Here is a 21291-nt window from a genome sequence, read left to right on the forward strand (position 1 = left end):
GTTACGGACGGACCAGCACCTGGACCGCGGTTTCCAGCGCCAGGGCCTGCAGATCGGCGGCCGACGGACGCACCTGCAGGGCCGGCAGGTTGACGATCACGTCATGGGCGACGGCGGTGGCAGCGGCGGTCAGGGTGGCGACGTAATCGCGGCCGTTGACCTGTTCGGCAGCCAGGGCCTGGCGCTGTTCGGCGGTCGGGCGCACTTCCACCGAGGCCAGCGTGGTGACGTGGCGGCTGCCGGCCAGTTCGGCGCGGTAGTCGGCAATCAGGCCAGCGGTCGGGCGGACTTCCACCAGGGCCAGGGTCGGGATGGCGCTGTTGCGCTCGACCTCGGCCTGGGCGATCTGATCCGCCGAAGGGCGAACCTGCACGGTTTCCAGCGTGGCGATGGAGGCGGCCTGGACGTTCGAAGCAAACGCGGAGCCGGCGGCGAGAGCGATGGCGATGGCGAGGGTCTTGGTGTTCATGGCGGGCCTGTTTAGTGTTGGTGGGCAGTGGTGTGGTAGTAAGGTAGTACACCGATTCGGGGCTTGCAAGAACAATCTGCGTTTTCTTGCTTTTGTTCAGCGAGCAGTCAGTTTCGATCTGTTCGCTGCGTTGCCTCACCCAGTACCAAGCAGGTGCCGTGCCAACTTTTAGTGGTTGATTCAAAAGGGTTTTTTGTGGAATACAGGGTGTCCGCTGTCCGGACACCTGTCCGCGCCGAGCGCGACTGTGTCCGCGGCGTGGTGCCCAAGAACGGGTGAGCCGGCCTATCAACGGTGCCCGGGCGCAGGAAAGTTCCCCGATAACGGGAATGACTGTTGGCGGATGCCGCTGGCGCCCGCCACGCGCTAGCATCGACCTTCACTTTCATGACCAAGGAACCGGAATGACCGTCCAACTCCGTCCGCGTGCCGCGCTGCTGGCTGTAGCGCTCTCCGCCGCCCTGGGCAGCTTCGTGCCGGCCCCCGTGCTGGCCAAGCCCGCCACGCCGGCCAAGGTCGACATTCCGTTCGAGCAGTTCACCCTTCCCAATGGCCTGCGCGTGGTGGTGCACACCGACCGCAAGGCTCCGATCGTGGCGGTGAACATCTGGTACCACGTGGGCAGCAAGGATGAACCGGCCGGTCGCACCGGCTTCGCGCACCTGTTCGAGCACCTGATGTTCCAGGGCAGCGAAAACCACAACGGCGAGTACTTCGAGCCCTTCAAGCAGGTCGGCGTGACCGGCCAGAACGGCACCACCAACACCGACCGCACCAACTACTTCGAGAACGTGCCGACCACCGCGTTGGACATGGCGCTGTGGATGGAGTCCGACCGCATGAGCCACCTGCTCGGCGCGATCGACCAGGCCGCGCTTGATGAGCAGCGCGGCGTGGTGCAGAACGAAAAGCGTCAGGGCGAGAACCAGCCCTACGGTCAGGTCTGGGAAAAGCTGACCCGCGCGATGTACCCGGAAGGCCACCCGTACCACCACAGCGTGATCGGGTCGATGAACGACCTCAACGCAGCGTCGCTGGACGACGTAAAGACCTGGTTCCGTACCTGGTACGGCCCCAACAACGCGGTGCTGGTGCTGGCCGGCGACATCGACCTGGCCACCGCCAAGGAAAAGGTCGCCAGATACTTCGGCGACATCCCGGCCGGCCCGAGCATGGCCCAGCCGAAAGTGGACGTGGCCAAGCGCGAGAAGAGCACGCGCGAAGTGATGACCGACAAGGTGCCGCAGGCGCGTATCTACCGCGCCTGGAACGTGGCCCAGGTCGGCACCACCGACCTGGACCAGCTGCAGCTGTTCGCCCAGGTGCTTGGCGGTGCCAAGTCCTCGCGCCTGGACCAGCGCCTGCTGCATCAGGACAAGCTGGTGGACAACATCAGCGCCGGCGCCTACAGCTCGCAGCTGGGCTCCAACTTCGTGGTGATGGCCACGGTCAAGCAGGGCGTGGACCCGGCCAAGGTCGAGGCGATCATCGATGAAGAGATCAAGCGCCTGGTCAAGGACGGCCCGACCGCCGACGAACTGAGCCGTGGCAAGACCGCGTTCCGCGCTGGCTTCATCCGTGGCATCGAGCGTATCGGTGGTTTCGGCGGCAAGGCCGATGCGCTGGCCGAATGCACCGTGTTCGAAGGCGATCCGGGCTGCTTCCGCCGGTCGCTGGCAACCATCGATGCAGTCAGCGCCGCCGATGTGCGCGATGCCGGTGCCAAGTGGCTGGGCGTGGGCGACCACACCGTGGTGGTCGAGCCGGGCGCGCGCGTTGCGCTGGCCGAACTGCCGTCGGCATCGCCCAAGCCGTTCACCGTGCCGGCCGTGGATCCCAAGTTCACCACCCTGCCCAAGCAGGTCGACCGCAGCACCGGCGTACCGCAGACCAGGACCTTCCCGGAGCTGAAGTTCCCGCAGCTGCACCGCGCCACGCTCAAGAACGGCACCCAGGTGATCCTGGCCGAACGCCACGACATTCCGGTGGTGCAGTTCAGTTATGAGTTCCCCGGTGGCTTCACCGCCGACCAGGGCCGCAAGCAGGGCACCGCCAACTTCACCATGGACCTGATGGGCGAAGGCGCCGGCAAGCTCGGCGCACTGCCGTTCGCCAATGCCGCCGATGCCCTCGGCGCCAGCCTGGGTGCGTCGGCATCGCTGGACAGCGCCAGCGTCTATCTGTCGGCACTGAAGGAAAACCTGGCCCCGTCGCTGGCCCTGTATGCGGACATGCTGCGCCAGCCGCGGTTCGAGCAGGGCGAGATCGACCGGGTCAAGGCGACCTGGATCGCCGGCATCCAGCAGGAGAAGGTCAACCCGAGCGCCGCGGCGATGCGGGTGATGCCGACCCTGCTGTACGGGGCCGGACATCCGTACGCGATCCCGTTCACCGGCAGTGGCAATGAAGCCGACATCCAGTCGCTGACCCGCCAGGACCTGGTCGACTTCCACCGTGACGCGCTGCGTCCCGAGCAGGGCACGCTGATCGTGGTCGGTGACACCACCCTGAAGGAAATCGTGCCGCTGCTGGAGCGTCAGTTCGGTGACTGGAAGGGCCAGGGTACTGCTCCGCAGGTCAAGGCACCGGTCGATGTGGCCCGCCCGACCCACACCCGCGTGTACCTGATCGACCAGCCCGGCGCCGTGCAGGCCAACCTGTTCGCCAGCCAGGTGGTGCCCTCGGCGATGGATCCGGGCAGCACCCGCTTTGACATCGCCAACGGCGTCCTCGGCGGTGACTTCACCTCGCGGCTGAACATGAACCTGCGTGAGGAGAAGCACTGGTCCTACGGTGCCGGCAGCAGTGCCAGCAACACCCTGGGCCAGCGCCCGTGGGGCGCCCGTGCGCCGGTGCAGATCGACAAGACCGCCGAGTCGATGCGGGAAATGCAGAAGGAGATCCGCGACTTCGCCAGTGGGACCAAGCCGGCTACCGCCGCCGAAGTGGCGCGCATCCGCAACATCCAGACGCTGAGCCTGCCCGGAGCATACGAAACCGCCAGCGCGGTGCTCGGCACCATCAGCGGTATCGTGCGTTACCAGCGTCCGGACGACTACGTGTTCAAGCGCAAGGCCGAGATCGAGGCGATGACCCCGGCCCAGGTGCAGCAGGCGGCCGCCACGCTGGACCCCAACACCCTCACCTGGGTGGTGGTCGGTGACCTGAAGCAGACCGAGAAGGAGGTCCGCGCGCTGAACCTCGGCGAGGTCCACATCATCGACGCCGACGGCAAAGAAGTGGCCCCCGCCCGGTAGTGCCGGCCGCTGGCCGGCAACCCCGCTGGCCAGCAACCCACGACCAGCAGATGCGCGGTGCCGGGCAATCGCCCGGCACCCCATCACCCCCGATTCAGCCGTTTCCCGCACACTCCCCTTCTGTCGCCCAGCCAGGTTTCCCGCATGCGCCTTCTCCTGCTTTCCCTGCTTACCCTCAGCGCCACCGCCTGCACGTGGGTGCCGATCGAACCGGTGGGCAAGACCGTGCGCGTGCTGCCTCCTGGCCAGGTGCCGGGCGCCTGCCAGAGCAAGGGCGAGGTGGTGGTGACGGTCAAGAGCAAAGTCGCCTTCTACAACCGCAACCCCTTGCGCGTGCAGGAAGAACTGGAAACCCTGGCACGCAACGAAGCCCCCAGCGCCGGGGCCAATGCCGTCCAGGCCAGCGGCCAGCCGGCCGATGGCAGCCAGCGTTTCCTGGCCTTCCAGTGCCCGCCCCGCTGAACCCTTCAGCGCCCGGCCGCGCACCATACGCCCGGGCGTGAATTCGTAAAGGTGCGGTGAAGGCAAGGCCGGCTTACAATAGCGCCCCCTTTGCCTGAGCCTTGGCGCTAACTGATGCTCTTCAAGAATGTCTCTATCGCCGGCCTGGCGCACATCGACGCGCCGCACACGCTGACGTCCAAGGAAATCAACGAACGTCTGCAGCCGACGCTGGATCGTCTGGGCATCCGTACCGACGTGCTCGGCGATATCGCCGGCATCCACGCCCGTCGCCTGTGGGACGCGGACATGCTCGCCTCCGATGCGGCCACCCTGGCTGCGCGCAAGGCGCTGGAAGACGCCGGGATCGGCGCCGACAAGATCGGCCTGCTGGTCAACACCTCGGTCAGCCGCGACTACCTGGAACCGTCCACCGCCAGCATCGTCTCGGGCAACCTGGGCGTGGGTGATGAGTGCATGACCTTCGACGTCGCCAATGCCTGCCTGGCCTTCATCAACGGCATGGACATCGCCGCGCGCATGCTTGAGCGCGGCGAGATCGACTACGCACTGATCGTCGATGGCGAAACCGCCAACCTCGTCTACGAGAAGACCCTCGAGCGCATGGCCCTGCCGGGCGTGACCGCCGACGACTTCCGCAACGAGATGGCCGCGCTGACCCTGGGCTGCGGTGCCGCCGCCATGGTGATGGCGCGGACCGAACTGGTGCCCGACGCGCCGCGTTACCGCGGTGGCGTCACCCGTTCGGCCACCGAGTGGAACCAGCTGTGCCGGGGCAACCTGGACCGCATGGTCACCGACACCCGCATGCTGCTGATCGAGGGCATCAAGCTGGCCCAGAAGACCTTCGTGGCCGCACGCGAAGCGCTGGGCTGGGCGGTGGACGAACTGGACCAGTTCGTCATCCACCAGGTCAGCCAGCCGCACACCGCCGCGTTCATCAAGAACTTCGGCATCGACCCGAAGAAGGTCATGACCATCTTCGGTGAGCACGGCAACATCGGTCCGGCCTCGGTGCCGATCGTGCTGAGCAAGCTCAAGGAACTGGGCCGGCTGAAGAAGGGCGATCGCATCGCGCTGCTCGGCATCGGCTCGGGCCTGAACTGCTCGATGGCCGAAGTGGTCTGGTAACGGACTCGGGGCCGACCTCAGTCGCTGGGGTTGGCCTGCGTTGCATCGGGGACGGCGTGATCCATCGCCGCCCCGCATTCATGTACGAATTCTGTATATTTTTCGACATGTGGTCGGCATCATGTCGATTCCATCGACATGAGGCGTCCGCGTGGATCTTCAGCGCCCCTACAACGATCTGCCGCTGCTGCCGCCGACAGCCGAGCTCGAAACCCGGGACCTGCTCAAGGCCTGCATCGAGGCGCACAAGGCGCTGGCCTCATTGCGCCGTGCCACGGAACATCTGCCCAATCCGGCGGTGTTGATCAACACCATTCCGCTGCTGGAAGCCCAGGCAAGTTCGGAAATCGAGAACATCGTCACCACGGCTGACGAGCTGTTCCGCTTTGCCGATCACCAGGACGGCGCTACCCCGGCCACGCGTGAAGCATTGCGTTATCGCAGTGCGCTGCAGGAAGGGTTTCAGTCGCTTGCCGAGCGCCCGCTTTCGACGCGGACTGCCGAGGTGGTCTGCAGCCGCATCAAGAACGTGGAGATGCAGGTGCGACGCGTGCCGGGCACGGCATTGGCCAACCAGCACACCGGCGCGGTGATCTATACCCCGCCTGCGGGTGAATCCCTGCTGCGCGAGAAACTGGCGAACTGGGAGCGTTTCATCCACGACCACGGCGACATCGATCCGCTGATCCGCATGGCAGTGGCGCACTATCAGTTCGACGCCATCCATCCGTTTACCGATGGCAACGGCCGTACCGGCCGCGTGCTCAACCTGTTGATGCTGGTTGAGCAGGACCTGCTGGATCGACCCGTGCTGTACCTGTCGCGCTACATCATCGAGCGCAAGGCCGAATACTATCGGCTGCTGCTTGCGGTCACCTGCGAGGGGGCATGGGCACCGTGGGTGGCGTACATTCTCGATGCCGTTGCCGACACCGCGCGCTGGACCAGTGCCAAGATCGATGCAATTGGCCACCTGCACGAACAGGCCTGCGAGTGGGTTCGCCAGCAGCGGCCAAAGACCTACAGCCGTGAACTGATCGATGTCCTTTTCAGCCAGCCGTACTGCCGCATCCAGAACGTTGTCGACGCGGGGATCGCCAAGCGCGAAACCGCCGCGCGTTACCTGCGCGACCTGGTCGATATCGGCGTGCTCGAAGAGCAGCGCATGGGCAAGGAAAAGCTGTTCCTGCACCCGGCCTACCTGCGGCTTCTGTCCGACAACACTCATGCGCCTGAGCGCTATGTCCTGCCGCAGGAGCGGTGAAAAATGAATCTTCCTGGTTATCCCGCTGGTCCAAAGAAATTCGACGTTCGCCCCGGCCTGTCGATGAACTATCTCGACGAAGGCCCACGCGATGGCGAGGTGGTGGTGATGGTCCACGGCAATCCGTCGTGGAGCTATTACTGGCGCACGCTGGTGGCGGGGCTGTCGGACAAATACCGCTGCATCGTGCCCGATCACATCGGCATGGGCCTGTCGGACAAGCCCGACGATGCGCACTACGACTACACGCTGCAGTCGCGCGTGGACGACCTGGACGCGCTGCTCACGCACCTGGGCATCACCGGCCCGGTGACCCTGGCCGTGCACGACTGGGGCGGCATGATCGGCTTCGGCTGGGCGCTGTCGCACCACGCGCAGGTCAAGCGCCTGGTCGTGCTCAATACGGCGGCGTTCCCGATGCCGGCGGCGAAGAAAATGCCGTGGCAGATCGCGCTGGGCCGTCACTGGAAGGTGGGGGAGTGGATCATCCGCACCTTCAACGCGTTCTCCGCCGGTGCCTCGTGGCTGGGCGTGGAGCGGAAGATGCCGGCCGACGTGCGCCGTGCCTACGTGTCGCCGTACAACAGCTACGCCAACCGGATCAGCACCATCCGCTTCATGCAGGACATCCCGCTGTCGCCGGCCGACAAGGCGTGGTCACTGTTGGCGCGTTCCGGCCAGACGCTGCCCAGCTACGCCGACCGCCCGGCCTTCATCGGCTGGGGCCTGCGCGACTTCGTGTTCGACCATCACTTCCTGGCAGGCTTCCAGGCTGCGCTGCCGCAGGCCGAGGTGCATGCCTTCGAGGACGCCGGGCATTACGTGCTGGAAGACAAGCATGAGGTGCTGGTGCCGAAGATCCGCGCGTTTCTGGACGCAAACCCGATTTGACCCGGGTGACGACCAACGGTCGTCACCTACCCAGCAACCGGTGGGCACGACGTTGGATCGGATCGAAACCGGTCACAGGGCACTGACGTTTGACCGGGCCGGAACCCCCACCCGTAGAGCCGACCGTTGGTCGGCTGCCCTTCGCGCCGGGCCACCCCTCCCGGACGCGCGCCTTCACGCCGCGATCGGTGCCTGCGGCGCCGGCGAATTGCCGTTGTCGTCGGGGTGGTCATCATCATTGTCTGCCGCGTCCCGCCACCGCCAGTCGGCCAGGGTCAGCGCGGGCATGCCGTGCGCCACGCGCGCCTTGTCGCACTGCGGGCTGGCCTTGCCGTATTCCCACGATGCATCCACCTCGCGGCACACGCTCGGCCGGTTGGGGTGGATCGTGCAGCGTGAATACCCGCCGATCTGCGCATCCAGCGCCACGCAGTAGACCGGCTTGGACAGGGTGCCGCGCATGCACAGGCGGTGTGGGTCCAGCACCTGGGTCAGTTCGTGCGGCACGCCGCCGGGGGTGACCTCGTCCGATTCCATCCAGTGGAACGCCACACGGTACTGGGTGCAGCAGGCGCCGCAGGTGAGGCAGGGATGGGACATGGGGGACCGGCCTTGGGCGGCAATCGAGCAGGAGGGAAGGCCGCGAATTTTCCACGCCGTGGCCGCCCGCGCAAGATTTTTCTGCAGCGGCGACAATGAACGGATGAACGCCGCCACCAACATTGCCGCGCGCCTGCCCGAGCTGGCCCGTGAACGCCCCGACCAGATCGCCATCCGCTGCCCCGGAAAGCCCGGTGCGGGCGGCATGGCCGCCTATGACGTGACCCTGGATTACCGCACCCTCAACGCGCGCAGCGACGCCATGGCCGCCGGCCTGGCTGCCCACGGCATCGGCCGCGGGGTGCGCGCGGTGGTGATGGTGCGGCCCTCGCCGGAGTTCTTCCTGCTGATGTTCGCGCTGTTCAAGAACGGCGCAGTGCCGGTGCTGGTCGACCCCGGCATCGACAAGCGCGCGCTCAAGCAGTGCCTGGACGAGGCGCAGCCGCAGGCCTTCATCGGCATCGGCCTGGCCCATGTGGCGCGGCTGGTACTGCGCTGGTGCCCCGGGGTGAAGACCCTGGTGACCGTCGGTCGGCGCTGGGGCTGGGGTGGCACCACGCTGGCCCGGATCGAGGCCGAAGGCGCGCGCGCGCCGCAGCCGATGGCGGCCACCGACGGGGATGACGTCGCCGCGATCCTGTTCACCAGCGGCTCCACCGGCGTGCCCAAGGGCGTGGTCTACCGCCACCGCCATTTCGTGGGCCAGGTCGAGCTGCTGCGGTCGGCGTTCGGCATGGAGCCTGGCGGCGTCGACCTGCCGACCTTCCCGCCGTTCGCCTTGTTCGATCCGGCGCTGGGGCTGACCTCGGTCATCCCGGACATGGACCCCACGCGCCCGGCCAAGGCCGACCCGCGCAAGCTGCACGATGCGATCGCCCGCTTCGGGATCACCCAGCTGTTCGGTTCGCCCGCCCTGATGCGCGTGCTGGCCGACCATGGCCAGCCGCTCACGGGCGTGCGCCGGGTGACCTCGGCCGGCGCGCCGGTGCCGCCGGACGTGGTCGCCCGGATCCGCCGACTGCTGCCCGCCGACGCCGAGTTCTGGACGCCCTACGGCGCCACCGAATGCCTGCCGGTGGCGGTGATCGAAGGCCGCGAGCTGGAAAGCACCCGCCAGGCCACCGAAGCCGGCGCGGGCACCTGCGTCGGGCGCGTGGTCGCACCCAACCAGGTACGCATCATCGCCATCGACGACGCACCGCTACCTGACTGGTCGCAGGTCCGCGAGGTGGGCGTGGGCGAGGTCGGTGAGATCACCGTGGCCGGTCCCACCGCGACCGACAGCTACTTCAACCGCCCGCAGGCCACCGCCGCGGCCAAGATCGGCGAAGTGCAGGCCGATGGCGGCGCGCGCGTGGTGCACCGCATGGGCGATGTCGGCTACTTCGATGCGCAGGGCCGGCTGTGGTTCTGTGGGCGCAAGACCCAGCGCCTGGAAACCGCGCAGGGCCCGATGTACACCGAACAGGTCGAACCGGTCTTCAATGCCCTCGACGGCATCGCCCGCACCGCACTGGTCGGGGTCGGCGCCGTGGGCGTGCAGCGCCCGGTGTTGTGCGTGGAACTGCAGGCCGGCAGTACCGACACGCCGGCGCTGCGCGAGCGCCTGCGTCGCCAGGCCGATGCGCACGCGCATACCGCCCGCATCGACGTTTTCCTGATCCATCCGGGTTTCCCGGTCGATATCCGTCACAACGCCAAGATCGGTCGCGAGAAGCTGACCGTCTGGGCCGCAACCCAAGTGGGTACGCACGCATGAAAATCCTGGTGACCGGTGGTGGTGGCTTCCTCGGGCAGGCGCTGTGCCGTGGGCTGGTGCAGCGTGGCCACCAGGTACTCAGCTTCAATCGTGGCGACTATCCGCCGCTGGCGGCACTGGGCGTGGGCCAGATCCGCGGCGACCTGGCCGATGCCGACGCGGTGCGGCATGCGGTGGCGGGCGTCGATGCGGTGTTCCACAACGGGGCCAAGGCCGGCGCGTGGGGCAGCTATGACAGTTACTTCCAGGCCAACGTGGTCGGCACCGACAACGTGATCGCCGCCTGCCGCGCGCATGGCGTCAACAAGCTGGTCTATACCTCCACGCCCAGCGTGACCCATCGCGCCACCCACCCGGTGGAAGGCCTGGGCGCCGATGAAGTGCCCTACGGCGAAGACTTCCAGGCGCCGTATGCGGCCACCAAGACCCTTGCCGAGCAGCGCGTGCTGGCCGCCAACGATGCCACCCTGGCCACCGTGGCGCTGCGCCCGCGCCTGATCTGGGGGCCGGGTGACCAGCAGCTGGTGCCGCGCCTGGCCGAGCGCGCGCGCGCCGGCCGGCTGCGTTTCGTCGGCGACGGCAGCAACCTGGTCGATACCACCTACATCGACAACGCCGCACTGGCGCACTTCCTGGCCTTCGAACACCTCGCCCCGGGCGCGGCATGCGCAGGCAAGGCGTACTTCATCTCCAACGGCGAACCGCTGCCGATGAAGGAACTGCTCAACAAACTGTTGGCCGCCGTGGGCGCGCCGGCCGTGCACAAGTCGATCAGCTTCAGGACCGCCTACCGCATCGGTGCGGTGGCCGAGCGGCTGTGGCCGCTGCTGCGCCTGCGTGGCGAGCCGCCGATGACCCGCTTCCTCGCCGAGCAGCTGTGCACCCCGCACTGGTACAGCATGGCGCCGGCGCGCCGGGACTTCGGCTACGTGCCGCAGGTGAGCATTGACGAAGGCCTCACGAGGCTGAAGTCTTCATCGCACGCACAGCACGCCATCACTTCCTGAACACCGCGGTTTGGTGAAGATTGCAGCACGCCAATCCGGCACGCATTACGCGAGGATCGACATGCTGCATTACGCCGTTATCTTTTTTGTCATCGCCATCATCGCGGCGGTGCTTGGCTTCTCCGGCATCGCCGGTGCCGCCAGCAACATTGCCTGGATCCTGTTCGTGGTCTTCCTGATCCTGGCCGTGGTGTCGATGTTCCGCAAGCGAGGCTAGTCCGCCGGGTAACCCGCGCTACCTCTCTCCGGTGCGGATTGCCCCAGGCAATGCCTTGCGACGGCCCGACGTGCGAAAGCGCGTCGGGCCGTCGTCGTATCAGGGCGTGATCGAACTGCGCAGCGCACGCTCCTGCGCATGCCGTTGCAGGGCCAGTTCCAGCAATCGGGTGATCAGCGCCGTGTAATCGAGTCCACTGGCGGCCCACAACTTGGGGTACATGCTGATCCGGGTGAAGCCGGGCAGGGTGTTGATCTCGTTGATGACCACCTCGCCGGCAGGGGTGAGGAACACATCCACACGCGCCAGCCCGGCGCAGTCCAGTGCCTGGTAGGCACGCACCGCGATGTCGCCGATGCGCTGCTGGTCGGCGTCGCTGATGGCCGCCGGCACCACTACATCGGCCCCGGTCTCACTGATGTACTTGGTGTCATACGAGTAGAACGCGTCGTGCACCACCACCTCGCCGCAGACACTGGCCTGGGGATGGTCGTTGCCCAGCACCGCGCACTCGATCTCGCGGCCGTCGATGGCCGTTTCCACCAGCGCCTTGTGGTCGTAGGACAGCGCCAGTGCGAGGGCCTCGTGGAATTCCTGCGCATTGCCCACCTTGCTCACCCCGACCGACGAGCCCTGGTTGGCCGGTTTGACGAACAGCGGCGAGCCCAGCTGCGCGACCAGCGCGGCGTAGTCGGCATTGGCTGCGCTGGCCCGGTTGAAGCAGGCGAACGGTGCGACCGCCAGCCCGGCATCGCGCAGCAGGCGCTTGGCCACGTCCTTGTCCATCGCCACCGCCGAGCCGAGCACGCCGGAGCCCACGAACGGCAGGTTGGCCATGCGCAGCAGGCCCTGCAGCGACCCGTCTTCGCCCAGCGTGCCGTGCACGATCGGGAACACCACATCGATCTGCTCCAGTGCGGTGGCCGGGTCGGTCGTCACCAGCTGCTGGCGCTCCACGCCGGGGTGTACCGCTACCGCGTTGCCCGAGCGGTTCAGCGCGATCCGGGCCGGGTCCTCGGCGTGCAGCAGGAAGGCCTGCGGGTCGCTGACGTGCCACTGGCCCTGCTTGTCGATCCCGATCAGGGTCACCTCGAAGCGTGTCCTGTCCAATGCGTCCACGATGTTCTTCGCCGACTGCAGTGACACTTCGTGTTCGGCCGAACGGCCGCCGAAAATGATGCCTACCCGGGTCTTGCCCATCCTGTTGCTGCTCCTGCGCCTGATCTGTGGGTCGATAGCATGAACCAGTCAGCGGCTTGCGGTGGACCCGGGCTTCATGCTCGCGTCAGCCTCGGCGCACGTACGGCGGTCCGGCACTGCCACGGGCCGAGTAGAATGCAGCGATGGCCCGTTCCTTCCTCAGTTCCCTCAAGCCGCTGGCCGGCAATGCGCTGCAGCTGGCGCTCAACCGCGCGCTGGCGCTGGACCCGGACACGCGCAGCGCGCTGGCCGCGCTGGATGGCCGGCACATCGCGCTGACCCTGGAATCGCCCTCGCTGGCGATGCGCATCGGGGTCGACGGCGAGCGCCTGACCGTGGGACCGGTGGATGCGCGGCACGAGCCGGACCTGGCGGTGCGCAGCACCCTGGGCGGCGTGCTTGCGCAGTTGCCGTTCCTGGCCAACGCCCGCCGCGGCGGCGATGCGCCGGCGGGGCGGGTCAGGGTCTCCGGCGATGCCGAGCTGGCCCGACGCCTGCAGCAGCTGGCCAGCCGTTTCGATCCGGACTGGCAGCAGCCGTTCGTGCGCGTGTTCGGCGAAGTGCTGGGCGTGCAGATCGCCAACAGCCTGCGCTCGGCGCTGCAGCATGCGCGCCGTGGCGCGTCCGACCTGGCGCACAGCGCCGCCGAATATGTCACCGAGGAGTCCCGCGACGTGGTACCGCGAGCAGAACTGGAAGCCTTCCACGACGACGTGGATGTGATGCGCGACGATGTGGAACGCATCGCCGTCCGGGTACAGCGCCTGCGCCAGGTGCGCGCATGAAGGCGATGTTCCGCGCCACCCGCATCGGTCGGGTGATCCTGCGCTACCGCCTGGATGATCTGCTGCAGGACACTCCGCTGGAGCGCTGGCTGCGCCTGGCCAAGCCGTTCGTGCCGCGTGCCTCGGCCGACATCGCCGCGCAGTCGCGCGGTGCCCGGCTGCGCCTGGCGCTGCAGGACCTCGGCCCGATCTTCGTCAAGTTCGGCCAGATCCTGTCCACCCGCCGCGACCTGATCCCGGCCGATGTGGCCAACGAGCTCACCCTGCTGCAGGACCGGGTCAAGCCGTTCGACGGCGCCACCGCCCAGCGCATCGTCGAGCAGGCGCTCGGCCGCCCGGTCAGCGAGGCGTTCGCCAGCTTCGACCTGCAGCCGTTGGCCTCGGCCTCGATCGCCCAGGTCCACGCCGCCACGCTGGTCGATGGTCGCCAGGTGGTGGTGAAGGTGCTGCGCCCGGATATCGAACGGCAGATCGACGCCGACATCGCCCTGCTCACCTCGGCCGCTGCGCTGGTGGAGCGGACCCATCCGCGCGCCGACAGGATCCGCCCGCGCGAAGTGGTGGCCGAGGTCGAGAACACCCTGGCCGCCGAACTGGACCTGCAGCGCGAAGGCGCCAACGCCAGCGTGCTGCGCCGCAACTGGTTGGATTCGGACGACCTGTACGTGCCGGAAGTGATCTGGAGCCACACCGCCGAACGTGCGCTGACCCTGGAGCGGGTGTGGGGCATTCCGTCCGATGACATCGCTGCGCTGGACAAGGCCGGCATCGACCGCAAGGCGCTCGCCGCCAAGGGCGTGCGGGTGTTCTACACGCAGGTGTTCCGCGACAACTTCTTCCACGCCGATGCACACGCCGGCAACATCTGGGTCGACCTGGACCCGGCGCGCCGCGACAACCCGCGCTTCATCGCGCTGGATTTCGGCATCATGGGCCAGCTCTCGCAGGAAGATCAGTACTACCTGGCCGAGAACTTCATGGCGATCTTCAACAAGGATTACCGGCGCATGGCCGAGCTCCACGTTGAAGCGGGCTGGATGCCGGACAACGTGCGCATCGACGAGCTGGAAGCGGCGGCGCGTTCGGTATGCGAGCCCTACTTCACCCGGCCGCTGTCGCAGATTTCGCTGGCCGAAGTGCTGATCAAGCTGTTCCGCGTGGCCCAGCGCTATGAACTGACCCTGCAGCCGCAGCTGATCCTGCTGCAGAAGACCCTGCTCAACATCGAAGGCGTCGGCCGCCAGCTGGATCCGGAACTGGATATCTGGGCGGTGGCCCGGCCGGTGCTCGAACGCATCCTGCGCGAGCGTTACAGCCCGCGCCGGGTACTGAAGGAGCTGCGCAAGCGGCTGCCGGAAATCATGACCCATACCCCGGACATGCCGCGCCTGGTGCACGCCTGGCTGAAGCAGCAGGTGGAAGGCGGGCACGAGCTGTCAATGCGCTCGCAGGATCTGGTCGCGCTCAATACCAACCTGCAGAAACTGCAGAAGCGCGCGGTCGCCGCGATCGCCGGCGTCGGCCTGCTGATCGTCGCGGCGGTGCTGTACGGCATGCAGCCGGGCGGCTGGTACTTCGGCGATGCACCGGTGTGGAGCTGGGTGAGCGGCGCGGCGGGCCTGTTCTCGCTGGCCAGCGCGTGGTGGCGCCGCTGAGATGACGCTGCAGGCGCTCAAGGACGAACTGGCCCGCTTCGGCGCCGACAACGACGCCACCCATACCGAGCGCGCCCAGCGCATGCTCAACATCACCCCGGATACCGGCGAGCTGCTGGGTGTACTGGTGCGTGCCACCGTCGCGCGGCGGGTACTGGAGATCGGCACCTCCAACGGCTATTCCACGTTGTGGCTGGCCGAAGCGTGCGCTGCCATCGGCGGGCAGGTCACCACGCTGGAATACGCCGCCGACAAGATCGCCCTGGCGACAACCACCTTCGCCCGCAGCGGCCTGGCCGCGCATATCGAGCTGGTCCACACCGATGCCGGTGCCTGGCTGCGCGCTGCGGCCGAGGCCAGCAGCGACCTGCTGTTCCTGGATTCCGAACGCAGCCAGTACCTGGGCTGGTGGCCGGACCTGCGTCGCGTGCTGCGTCCCGGTGGTCTGCTGGTGGTCGACAACGCGGTCTCGCATGCCGGGCAGATGGCGGCGTTCGCGGCGCAGGTACGCCGCGATCCGCAGTTCAATTGCGTGCGGGTGCCGATCGGCAACGGCGAACTGATCGCAGTGCGCGACGTCGCCTGAATCGCGTTGGATGGCGCTACCCGCGACGGGCGGGGATAATCGGTCGGTGAACGACACCGACACCGACACCGCATCCGCCATCGCGCCCGCCGCGCCCCCATTGCAGCTGCTGCACCTGGACGATCGCCTGGCCGTGGTCAACAAGCCGGCGGGGCTGATGGTCCATGACAGCAAGCTGGCCCGTGGCGAAGACGACTTCCTCGCCAACCGCCTGCGCGACCAGCTCGGCAAGCCGATCTTCCTGGTACACCGGCTCGATCGCGCCACCAGCGGCTGCCTGCTGCTGGCCTTCGACCGCGAAAGTGCCAGTGTGCTGGGCAAGGCGCTGATGGGCGGCGATGTGACCAAGGATTACCTGGCGATCTGCCGTGGCTGGCCGGCTGACGACAGCTTCACCGTCGACCATGACCTCGATGGCGGCCCCGGCAAGCCGGTGAAGAAGCAGGCCATCACCCATTTCCAGCGCGTGGCCGTGGGCGAGATCGCCGTGCCGGTGGGCGAGTTCGAAACATCGCGCTACGCGCTGCTGCGCTGCCAACCGCAGACCGGCCGCTTCCGCCAGATCCGCCGCCACCTCAAGCACCTGTCCCATCACCTCATCGGCGACACCAGCCACGGCGATGGCCGCCACAACCGCAGTTTCCGCATGCAGGGCATCCACCGCATGCTGCTGCACGCCGAACGCCTGCGCTTCCCGCACCCCGATGGCACCGCGATGGACGTCAGCGCGCCGGTGGAGGGGGAATTCCGCAAGGCGATGGATCTGTTCGGCTGGGACGCGGTGTAAGCCGACAGACCACGTTGCCAGGAATTTACGTTTGGTCTAGCTTGACTGAGCTGCCGCGTTACCGCCGGCTGGCCTCAAAAGATGGAGATGAGTCCCCTCGCGTCCATTTGGAATAAGCGGGCGTGCAACCAGCTTCAGACTTGCCAACCTGTCGACAATTGGACTGCGGTAGGCGTTTCTGCTGCCGTCGGTGCTGTGACAGGCGGCGTGGGTAGCATCATCGCCAAGGCAGCAATGTCCGGGGCTGTAACAACCACAGCTGCGGTAACAAGTACTGCTGTGGTAGGTGGGGCCGCTTCGGGTGTTGGCAAGGTAGCCGAGGCGCAGTTAACCGGACAGCCGGTGAGCTCCAAAGAAGCAGCCGTGGCGGTCGCCGCTGGTGCGGCGGGTAGCGGCGCTGGCGCGAAAATAGGCCTCCAGAGCGCAGCAAAGCTTGAGTCGATGGCCGCGAGCAATGAGTTGGCCGGTCATGTGGGAAGAACGACGCAAGCTGCAGTGCAGCAGGGTGGAAAGATCACGGAGGCAGCCACCTCCGCTTCACAGAAGGGGGCACAGATCACTGTAGATGGCGCCTCATCATATGCAGAAAAGCGAATCAACAAGTAAGGGCCGACTATCATGAGAACCTCCCTGTCGGCCTACGTGCACTTCGCAACGCGAATGGCTTTCGTATCGCTCATACCTGCATCGCTGTGTGCTTTGAATTCCGGTTGGTGGATTGGATTGAAAGCACTGATTGCGTTCTCAGTGGTAGTCCAAGGTGCCGGACTTTGGATATTCAGACAGAGCATTTTCGCTGCCGTCCAAGCGAGGCGTAGGAGAGCGCGCTAGCAATAATTCAATAGTAGGAGCCTCTACCGGGCCGGGGGAGTGGCTGAGGCCGGCTTCTCGTTCATGATTTCTTCCAGGTCCTTCTGCAGGTCCACGAACAGCGGCTGCATCTTTTCCTGGATGGCCACCATCACGTTCTGCATCAGCGCCGGGGTCTTGTCGAGCAGGCTCTGTCCGGCCGAGCTCTCGTAGAACTCGGCCATCGCCAGCACGTCTTCCTTGCTGAAGCTCTTCTTGTAGAGGTCCACGTACATCGGCCGCAGCTGCTGCCAGGACAGCGCCTGGCGGATGGTCTGGGTGGTGCGTGCCTCCATGCGCTTCATCTGTTCCTGCTGCTGCGCATCGAGCTGGCGCTGCTGGGCGACCTGCTGGAACTGCTGGCGCTGCATCGCCTCGATCTGCGGCAGCATGCTGTCCAGCATGGTCTGCGCGCGCGAGGCGGCCAGCAGCCGGTTGATGTCGGCATCGGACGGCGGCGCGGCAATGGCCGGGGCCACGGCGGCAAGGCCCAGGGCGAGCACCAGGCCCAGGCGGATCAGGCCACGAGGGGTCGGGCCGGTAAGGGTCAGCGGACGGATCGAAAGCATGTGCGGAGCATCCTGCGTTGCTTGGAGTCCCGAGGATACCCGCCGGGATGTCATCAGGCTGCATTTTGCGGACGTTATCGGCGTCATCGGGGATGTTGGGCTCACCCTCGGCACGCGTCCTGCCTTTACAATGCCGCCCATGGGTACCGGACCAGTCACCGTCAGCGCACATCTGTCGATTCCCGACGCGGAAATCGTCGAGCGTTTCGTGCGCGCCAGTGGTGCCGGCGGGCAGAACGTCAACAAGGTGTCCACCGCGGTGGAACTGCGTTTCGACGTGGCCGGCTCGCCCTCGCTGCCCGAGCCGCTGCGCTCGCGCCTGCTGGCCCGGCGCGACCGGCGCATGACCGGCGAGGGCGTGCTGGTCATCGATGCCCAGCGTTTCCGCACCCAGGACCGCAACCGCGAGGATGCGCGCGAGCGGCTGGCCGAGTTCATCCAGGCCAGCCTCAGCGTGCCCAAGCCGCGCGTGGCCACCAAGCCGTCGTACGGGGCGAAGCTGCGCCGCCTGGATGAAAAAAAGGGCCGCGCGCAGATCAAGCGCGGCCGCACCACACGCAATTGGGAGTGATTGCTTGAACAACCGAAGTCCGCTGTTGCCGGCCGTTCCGCCCAACATGCCGCAGGTCAAACCCAACCGCTTCCTCCGCTGGCTGGCGCGCTGCACCTTGCGGCTGGGTGGCTGGAAAGTGGTGGGCACCTTCCCGAACGTGCCCAAGCTGGTCTTCATCATCGCTCCGCACTCCTCCAACTGGGACGGGTTCTGGGGCATGGCGGCCAAGATCGCGCTGGGCATGCAGGTGAAGGTGCTGGGCAAGGCCTCGTTGTTCTGGTGGCCGCTGTCGCCGCTGCTGCGCGCCCTGGGCGTGATCCCGCTGGACCGCAGCTCGCCGCAGGGCACGGTGGAACAGGCGGTCAGCCTGATCCGTGGCTCCGAGCGCATGTGGTATGCGATCACCCCCGAAGGCACCCGCAAGGCGGTGACGCACTGGAAGGCCGGGTTCCTGAAGATCGCGCGGATGGCCGACGTGCCGGTGCTGGCGGCGTACTTCCACTACCCGGAAAAGACCATCGGGATCGGCCCGCTTTTCTATTCCACGGGCGATGACGCCGCCGACATGGCCGCCATCCGCGATTACTACCGGCCCTGGCAGGGCAAGAACCGCGGCACCGTCTGAGGCCTGGACGGGCCCACGCGGGGGGGGCCGTTCAGGGCGGAGCCCGCACAGCCATGCGCCACGTCCGGCACATGCCGCTTCCGGGCAATCGGAGTAGGGTGATCGGCTGCGGTTTTCCGCAGCCGCATCCCATTCCAAGGAGCCCGTTTCATGTCGCGTACCGTAGTTTTGGCCGCTGCCATCAGCCTGGCGCTGGCGGCTTGTTCCGGCAAGGAGTCCACCCCCGTGACCGATACCCCGACCCCCGCCGCGCAGCAGCCGGCCGATGCGTCCACCAATCCCCTGTTGAGCGCCAGCACGCTGCCGTTCCAGGCGCCGCCGTTCGACAAGATCAAGGACAGTGACTACCTGCCGGCCTTCAATGAAGGCATGAAGCAGCACCTGGCCGAAGTCCGCAAGATCGCCGACAACCCCGAACCGGCCACCTTCGACAACACCGTCGAAGCGCTGGAGCGCAGCGGCGAGACCCTGACCCGCGTGTCGCGCATCTTCTTCGGCCTGGTCCAGGCCGATACCAACGAGGCGCGCCAGAAGATCCAGGAAGAGGTCGCCCCGAAGCTGGCCGACCACCAGGACGAGATCAACCTCGACCCGAAGCTGTTCGCCCGCATCAAGAGTGTCTACGACCAGCGCCAGTCGCTGGGCCTGGACCCGGTGCAGCTGCGCCTGGTCGAGCGTGACTACCAGGAGTTCGTGCGTGCCGGCGCGCAGTTGAACGATGCCGACAAGGCTTCGCTGCGCAAGCTCAACGTGGAAGAAACCACGCTGGCCACCCAGTTCCACACCCGCCTGGTCGCCGCCACGGCCGCCGGTGCGGTGGTGGTGGATGACAAGGCCAAGCTGGCGGGTCTGGACGAGGATGCGATCAACACCGCCGCCGCCGACGCCAAGGACCGCAAGCTGGACGGCAAGTACGTGCTGCCGCTGCAGAACACCACCCAGCAGCCGGTGCTGGCCTCGCTGAGCGACCGCGACCAGCGCGCCGCCGTGCTCAAGGCCTCCGAAACCCGCGCCGAGAAGGGCGATGCCAACGACACCCGGCAGACCGTGCAGCGGCTGGCCCAGCTGCGTGCGCAGAAGGCCAAGCTGCTCGGCTTCGACAACTACGCCGCCTACAGCCTGGCCGACCAGATGGCCAAGACCCCGGCCGCTGCGCTCAAGCTGCTGACCGACACCGTGCCGGCGGCCACCGCCAAGGCGCGTGGCGAGATCGGCGAAATGCAGAAGGTGATCGACGCGCAGAAGGGCGGTTTCAAGCTCGCCGCGTCCGACTGGGACTTCTATGCCGAGCAGGTGCGCAAGGCGCAGTACGACCTGGACGAGTCGCAGATCAAGCCGTACTTCGAACTGGACAACGTGCTGCAGAACGGCGTCTTCTACGCCGCCACCCAGCTGTACGGCATCACCTTCAAGCCGCGCACCGACATCCCGACCTACCACGCGGACATGAAGGTCTACGAAGTGTTCGACAAGGACGGCACCTCGCTGGCGCTGTTCTACACCGACTACTTCAAGCGTGACAGCAAGTCCGGTGGCGCCTGGATGGACGTGTTCGTCGAGCAGGACGGCCTGACCGGTGCCAAGCCGGTGGTCTACAACGTGTGCAACTTCACCAAGCCCGCCGCCGGCCAGCCCGCGCTGCTCAGCTTCGATGATGTGACCACGATGTTCCATGAGTTCGGCCACGCGCTGCACGGCATGTTCTCGAAGGTGAAGTACCCGTCGATCGCCGGCACCAGCACCTCGCGCGATTTCGTCGAGTTCCCGTCGCAGTTCAACGAGCATTGGGCGCTGGACCCGAAGGTCTTCGCCAACTACGCCAAGAACTACAAGACCGGCGAACCGATGCCGCAGGCCTTGGTCGACAAGATCCTCAAGGCACGTACCTTCAACCAGGGCTATGCGACCACCGAGTACCTGTCGGCGGCGCTGCTCGACCTGGCCTGGCACACCCAGCCGGCCGACGCGCCGCTGCAGGACGTGGCCCCGTTCGAGGCGGCGGCGCTGAAGAAGTTCAAGGTGGACCTGCCGCAGGTGCCGCCGCGTTACCGCACCACCTACTTCGACCACATCTGGGGCGGTGGCTATTCGGCCGGTTACTACGCCTACTTCTGGGCCGAGGTGCTGGACCATGATGCCTTCGAGTGGTTCAAGGAGCATGGCGGCCTGACCCCGGAGAACGGCCAGGTGTTCCGCGACAAGATCCTCTCGCGCGGCAACAGCGTGGAGCTGGCCGATCTGTACCGCGAGTTCCGCGGCAAGGATCCGTCGGTGGAACCGCTGCTGGTCAATCGCGGTCTGAAGTAACCGCGTGAACCCTGGGGGGCCGACCGTGAGTCGGACCTTCCACCGGTGCATGCTGAAAGCGAAAACGGCAGGGGAAACCCTGCCGTTTTTTTTGGGGGTGGCGGCTTCGCTGGGATTCTCTGCGAGCTCGAGGGCCCCGTAGCGGCCGGTAGGCCCCTGGTGCAAATGTCCCCCGGCCGCGTTGCGGCCTCCTCCTTTATTTTGCCCAGGAGCCTACCGGCCGCTACGGGGCTCGCTTGCGGTAAGCAGGTAGAAGCCAAGCGGGTCGGTGGGTCGGGCGCTGGGGCCCCATGCCCTTGGAGGCGAAATAAAGGAGGA

Annotated in this window: 20 protein-coding genes; 16 read left to right on the forward strand and 4 right to left on the reverse strand. The window is 66.7% G+C overall.

Going from position 1 to position 21291, the window contains the following annotated elements:
* Window position 1: 1 nt before the first annotated feature.
* The gene (locus tag RTO53_RS05265; RefSeq protein ID WP_312236819.1) at window positions 2-469 is read right to left on the reverse strand and encodes a hypothetical protein; all 468 of its coding nucleotides are present in this window, start codon (window positions 467-469) and stop codon (window positions 2-4) included.
* A gap of 404 nt (window positions 470-873) precedes the next feature.
* Between RTO53_RS05265 and RTO53_RS05270 the strand changes: the two genes are divergently transcribed.
* From RTO53_RS05270 to RTO53_RS05290, 5 genes are all read left to right on the forward strand, one after another.
* Window positions 874-3726, forward strand: a complete 2853-nt coding sequence (locus tag RTO53_RS05270; RefSeq protein ID WP_312236820.1) for a pitrilysin family protein — start codon at window positions 874-876, stop codon at window positions 3724-3726.
* Between the two features lie 144 nt (window positions 3727-3870).
* Complete coding sequence (locus RTO53_RS05275) at window positions 3871-4188, forward strand: DUF4156 domain-containing protein (protein ID WP_312236821.1); 318 nt, start codon at window positions 3871-3873, stop codon at window positions 4186-4188.
* A 114-nt stretch (window positions 4189-4302) separates the two neighbouring features.
* The gene (locus RTO53_RS05280) at window positions 4303-5319 is read left to right on the forward strand and encodes a 3-oxoacyl-ACP synthase III (protein ID WP_038691210.1); all 1017 of its coding nucleotides are present in this window, start codon (window positions 4303-4305) and stop codon (window positions 5317-5319) included.
* A gap of 220 nt (window positions 5320-5539) precedes the next feature.
* Window positions 5540-6583: a Fic family protein gene (locus tag RTO53_RS05285; RefSeq protein WP_312236835.1), complete on the forward strand. Its 1044-nt coding sequence runs from the start codon at window positions 5540-5542 to the stop codon at window positions 6581-6583.
* Window positions 6584-6586: 3 nt separating this feature from the next.
* On the forward strand, window positions 6587-7474 hold the full coding sequence (locus RTO53_RS05290) for an alpha/beta fold hydrolase (protein ID WP_312236822.1): 888 nt from the start codon (window positions 6587-6589) through the stop codon (window positions 7472-7474).
* A 174-nt stretch (window positions 7475-7648) separates the two neighbouring features.
* Here RTO53_RS05290 and RTO53_RS05295 read toward each other — a convergent pair whose 3' ends face one another.
* The gene (locus RTO53_RS05295) at window positions 7649-8074 is read right to left on the reverse strand and encodes a YkgJ family cysteine cluster protein (RefSeq protein WP_312236823.1); all 426 of its coding nucleotides are present in this window, start codon (window positions 8072-8074) and stop codon (window positions 7649-7651) included.
* A 103-nt stretch (window positions 8075-8177) separates the two neighbouring features.
* Here RTO53_RS05295 and oleC point away from each other — a divergent pair, with 103 nt between their 5' ends.
* From oleC to RTO53_RS05310, 3 genes are all read left to right on the forward strand, one after another.
* Window positions 8178-9833, forward strand: a complete 1656-nt coding sequence (gene oleC / locus RTO53_RS05300) for an olefin beta-lactone synthetase (protein ID WP_312236824.1) — start codon at window positions 8178-8180, stop codon at window positions 9831-9833.
* Window positions 9830-10840, forward strand: a complete 1011-nt coding sequence (gene oleD / locus RTO53_RS05305; RefSeq protein ID WP_312236825.1) for a 2-alkyl-3-oxoalkanoate reductase — start codon at window positions 9830-9832, stop codon at window positions 10838-10840. The genes oleC and oleD overlap by 4 nt, the downstream gene beginning before the upstream one ends.
* 61 nt (window positions 10841-10901) lie before the next feature.
* The gene (locus tag RTO53_RS05310) at window positions 10902-11057 is read left to right on the forward strand and encodes a DUF1328 domain-containing protein (protein WP_038691201.1); all 156 of its coding nucleotides are present in this window, start codon (window positions 10902-10904) and stop codon (window positions 11055-11057) included.
* Window positions 11058-11156: 99 nt separating this feature from the next.
* Here RTO53_RS05310 and ddlA read toward each other — a convergent pair whose 3' ends face one another.
* Window positions 11157-12257: a D-alanine--D-alanine ligase gene (gene ddlA, locus RTO53_RS05315; protein ID WP_312236826.1), complete on the reverse strand. Its 1101-nt coding sequence runs from the start codon at window positions 12255-12257 to the stop codon at window positions 11157-11159.
* A gap of 143 nt (window positions 12258-12400) precedes the next feature.
* On the opposite strand from ddlA, the gene RTO53_RS05320 reads away from it, so the two are divergent.
* The 5 genes from RTO53_RS05320 to RTO53_RS05340 all read left to right on the forward strand — a co-directional run bounded on the left by RTO53_RS05320 (window position 12401) and on the right by RTO53_RS05340 (window position 16676).
* Window positions 12401-13042: an SCP2 sterol-binding domain-containing protein gene (locus tag RTO53_RS05320; RefSeq protein ID WP_312236827.1), complete on the forward strand. Its 642-nt coding sequence runs from the start codon at window positions 12401-12403 to the stop codon at window positions 13040-13042.
* The gene (ubiB, locus tag RTO53_RS05325) at window positions 13039-14697 is read left to right on the forward strand and encodes a ubiquinone biosynthesis regulatory protein kinase UbiB (protein ID WP_312236828.1); all 1659 of its coding nucleotides are present in this window, start codon (window positions 13039-13041) and stop codon (window positions 14695-14697) included. The genes RTO53_RS05320 and ubiB overlap by 4 nt, the downstream gene beginning before the upstream one ends.
* 1 nt (window position 14698) lies before the next feature.
* Window positions 14699-15283 (forward strand): class I SAM-dependent methyltransferase, encoded by a 585-nt coding sequence (locus RTO53_RS05330; RefSeq protein ID WP_312236829.1) that lies wholly within the window; start codon window positions 14699-14701, stop codon window positions 15281-15283.
* Window positions 15284-15293: 10 nt separating this feature from the next.
* Window positions 15294-16070, forward strand: coding sequence for a pseudouridine synthase (locus RTO53_RS05335; protein ID WP_312236830.1), 777 nt, complete (start codon window positions 15294-15296; stop codon window positions 16068-16070).
* A gap of 342 nt (window positions 16071-16412) precedes the next feature.
* A complete protein-coding gene (locus tag RTO53_RS05340) occupies window positions 16413-16676 on the forward strand; it encodes a hypothetical protein (RefSeq protein WP_312236831.1) in 264 nt (87 codons plus the stop codon).
* A 248-nt stretch (window positions 16677-16924) separates the two neighbouring features.
* Here RTO53_RS05340 and RTO53_RS05345 read toward each other — a convergent pair whose 3' ends face one another.
* Window positions 16925-17425 carry a DUF2059 domain-containing protein gene (locus RTO53_RS05345; RefSeq protein WP_312236836.1) on the reverse strand — a complete coding sequence of 167 codons (501 nt, stop codon included), beginning with the start codon at window positions 17423-17425 and terminating at the stop codon, window positions 16925-16927.
* Between the two features lie 202 nt (window positions 17426-17627).
* On the opposite strand from RTO53_RS05345, the gene arfB reads away from it, so the two are divergent.
* The 3 genes from arfB (at window position 17628) to dcp (ending at window position 20973) form a co-directional block, all read left to right on the forward strand.
* Window positions 17628-18059: an alternative ribosome rescue aminoacyl-tRNA hydrolase ArfB gene (gene arfB, locus RTO53_RS05350; RefSeq protein WP_256775266.1), complete on the forward strand. Its 432-nt coding sequence runs from the start codon at window positions 17628-17630 to the stop codon at window positions 18057-18059.
* Window positions 18060-18063: 4 nt separating this feature from the next.
* Window positions 18064-18666: a lysophospholipid acyltransferase family protein gene (locus RTO53_RS05355; protein WP_312236832.1), complete on the forward strand. Its 603-nt coding sequence runs from the start codon at window positions 18064-18066 to the stop codon at window positions 18664-18666.
* A 150-nt stretch (window positions 18667-18816) separates the two neighbouring features.
* Window positions 18817-20973 (forward strand): peptidyl-dipeptidase Dcp, encoded by a 2157-nt coding sequence (dcp, locus tag RTO53_RS05360; protein ID WP_256775265.1) that lies wholly within the window; start codon window positions 18817-18819, stop codon window positions 20971-20973.
* The last annotated feature ends 318 nt before the right edge of the window (window positions 20974-21291 follow it).

Origin of the sequence: Stenotrophomonas sp., from assembly GCF_031995405.1 — a bacterium.
Lineage (GTDB): Bacteria > Pseudomonadota > Gammaproteobacteria > Xanthomonadales > Xanthomonadaceae > Stenotrophomonas.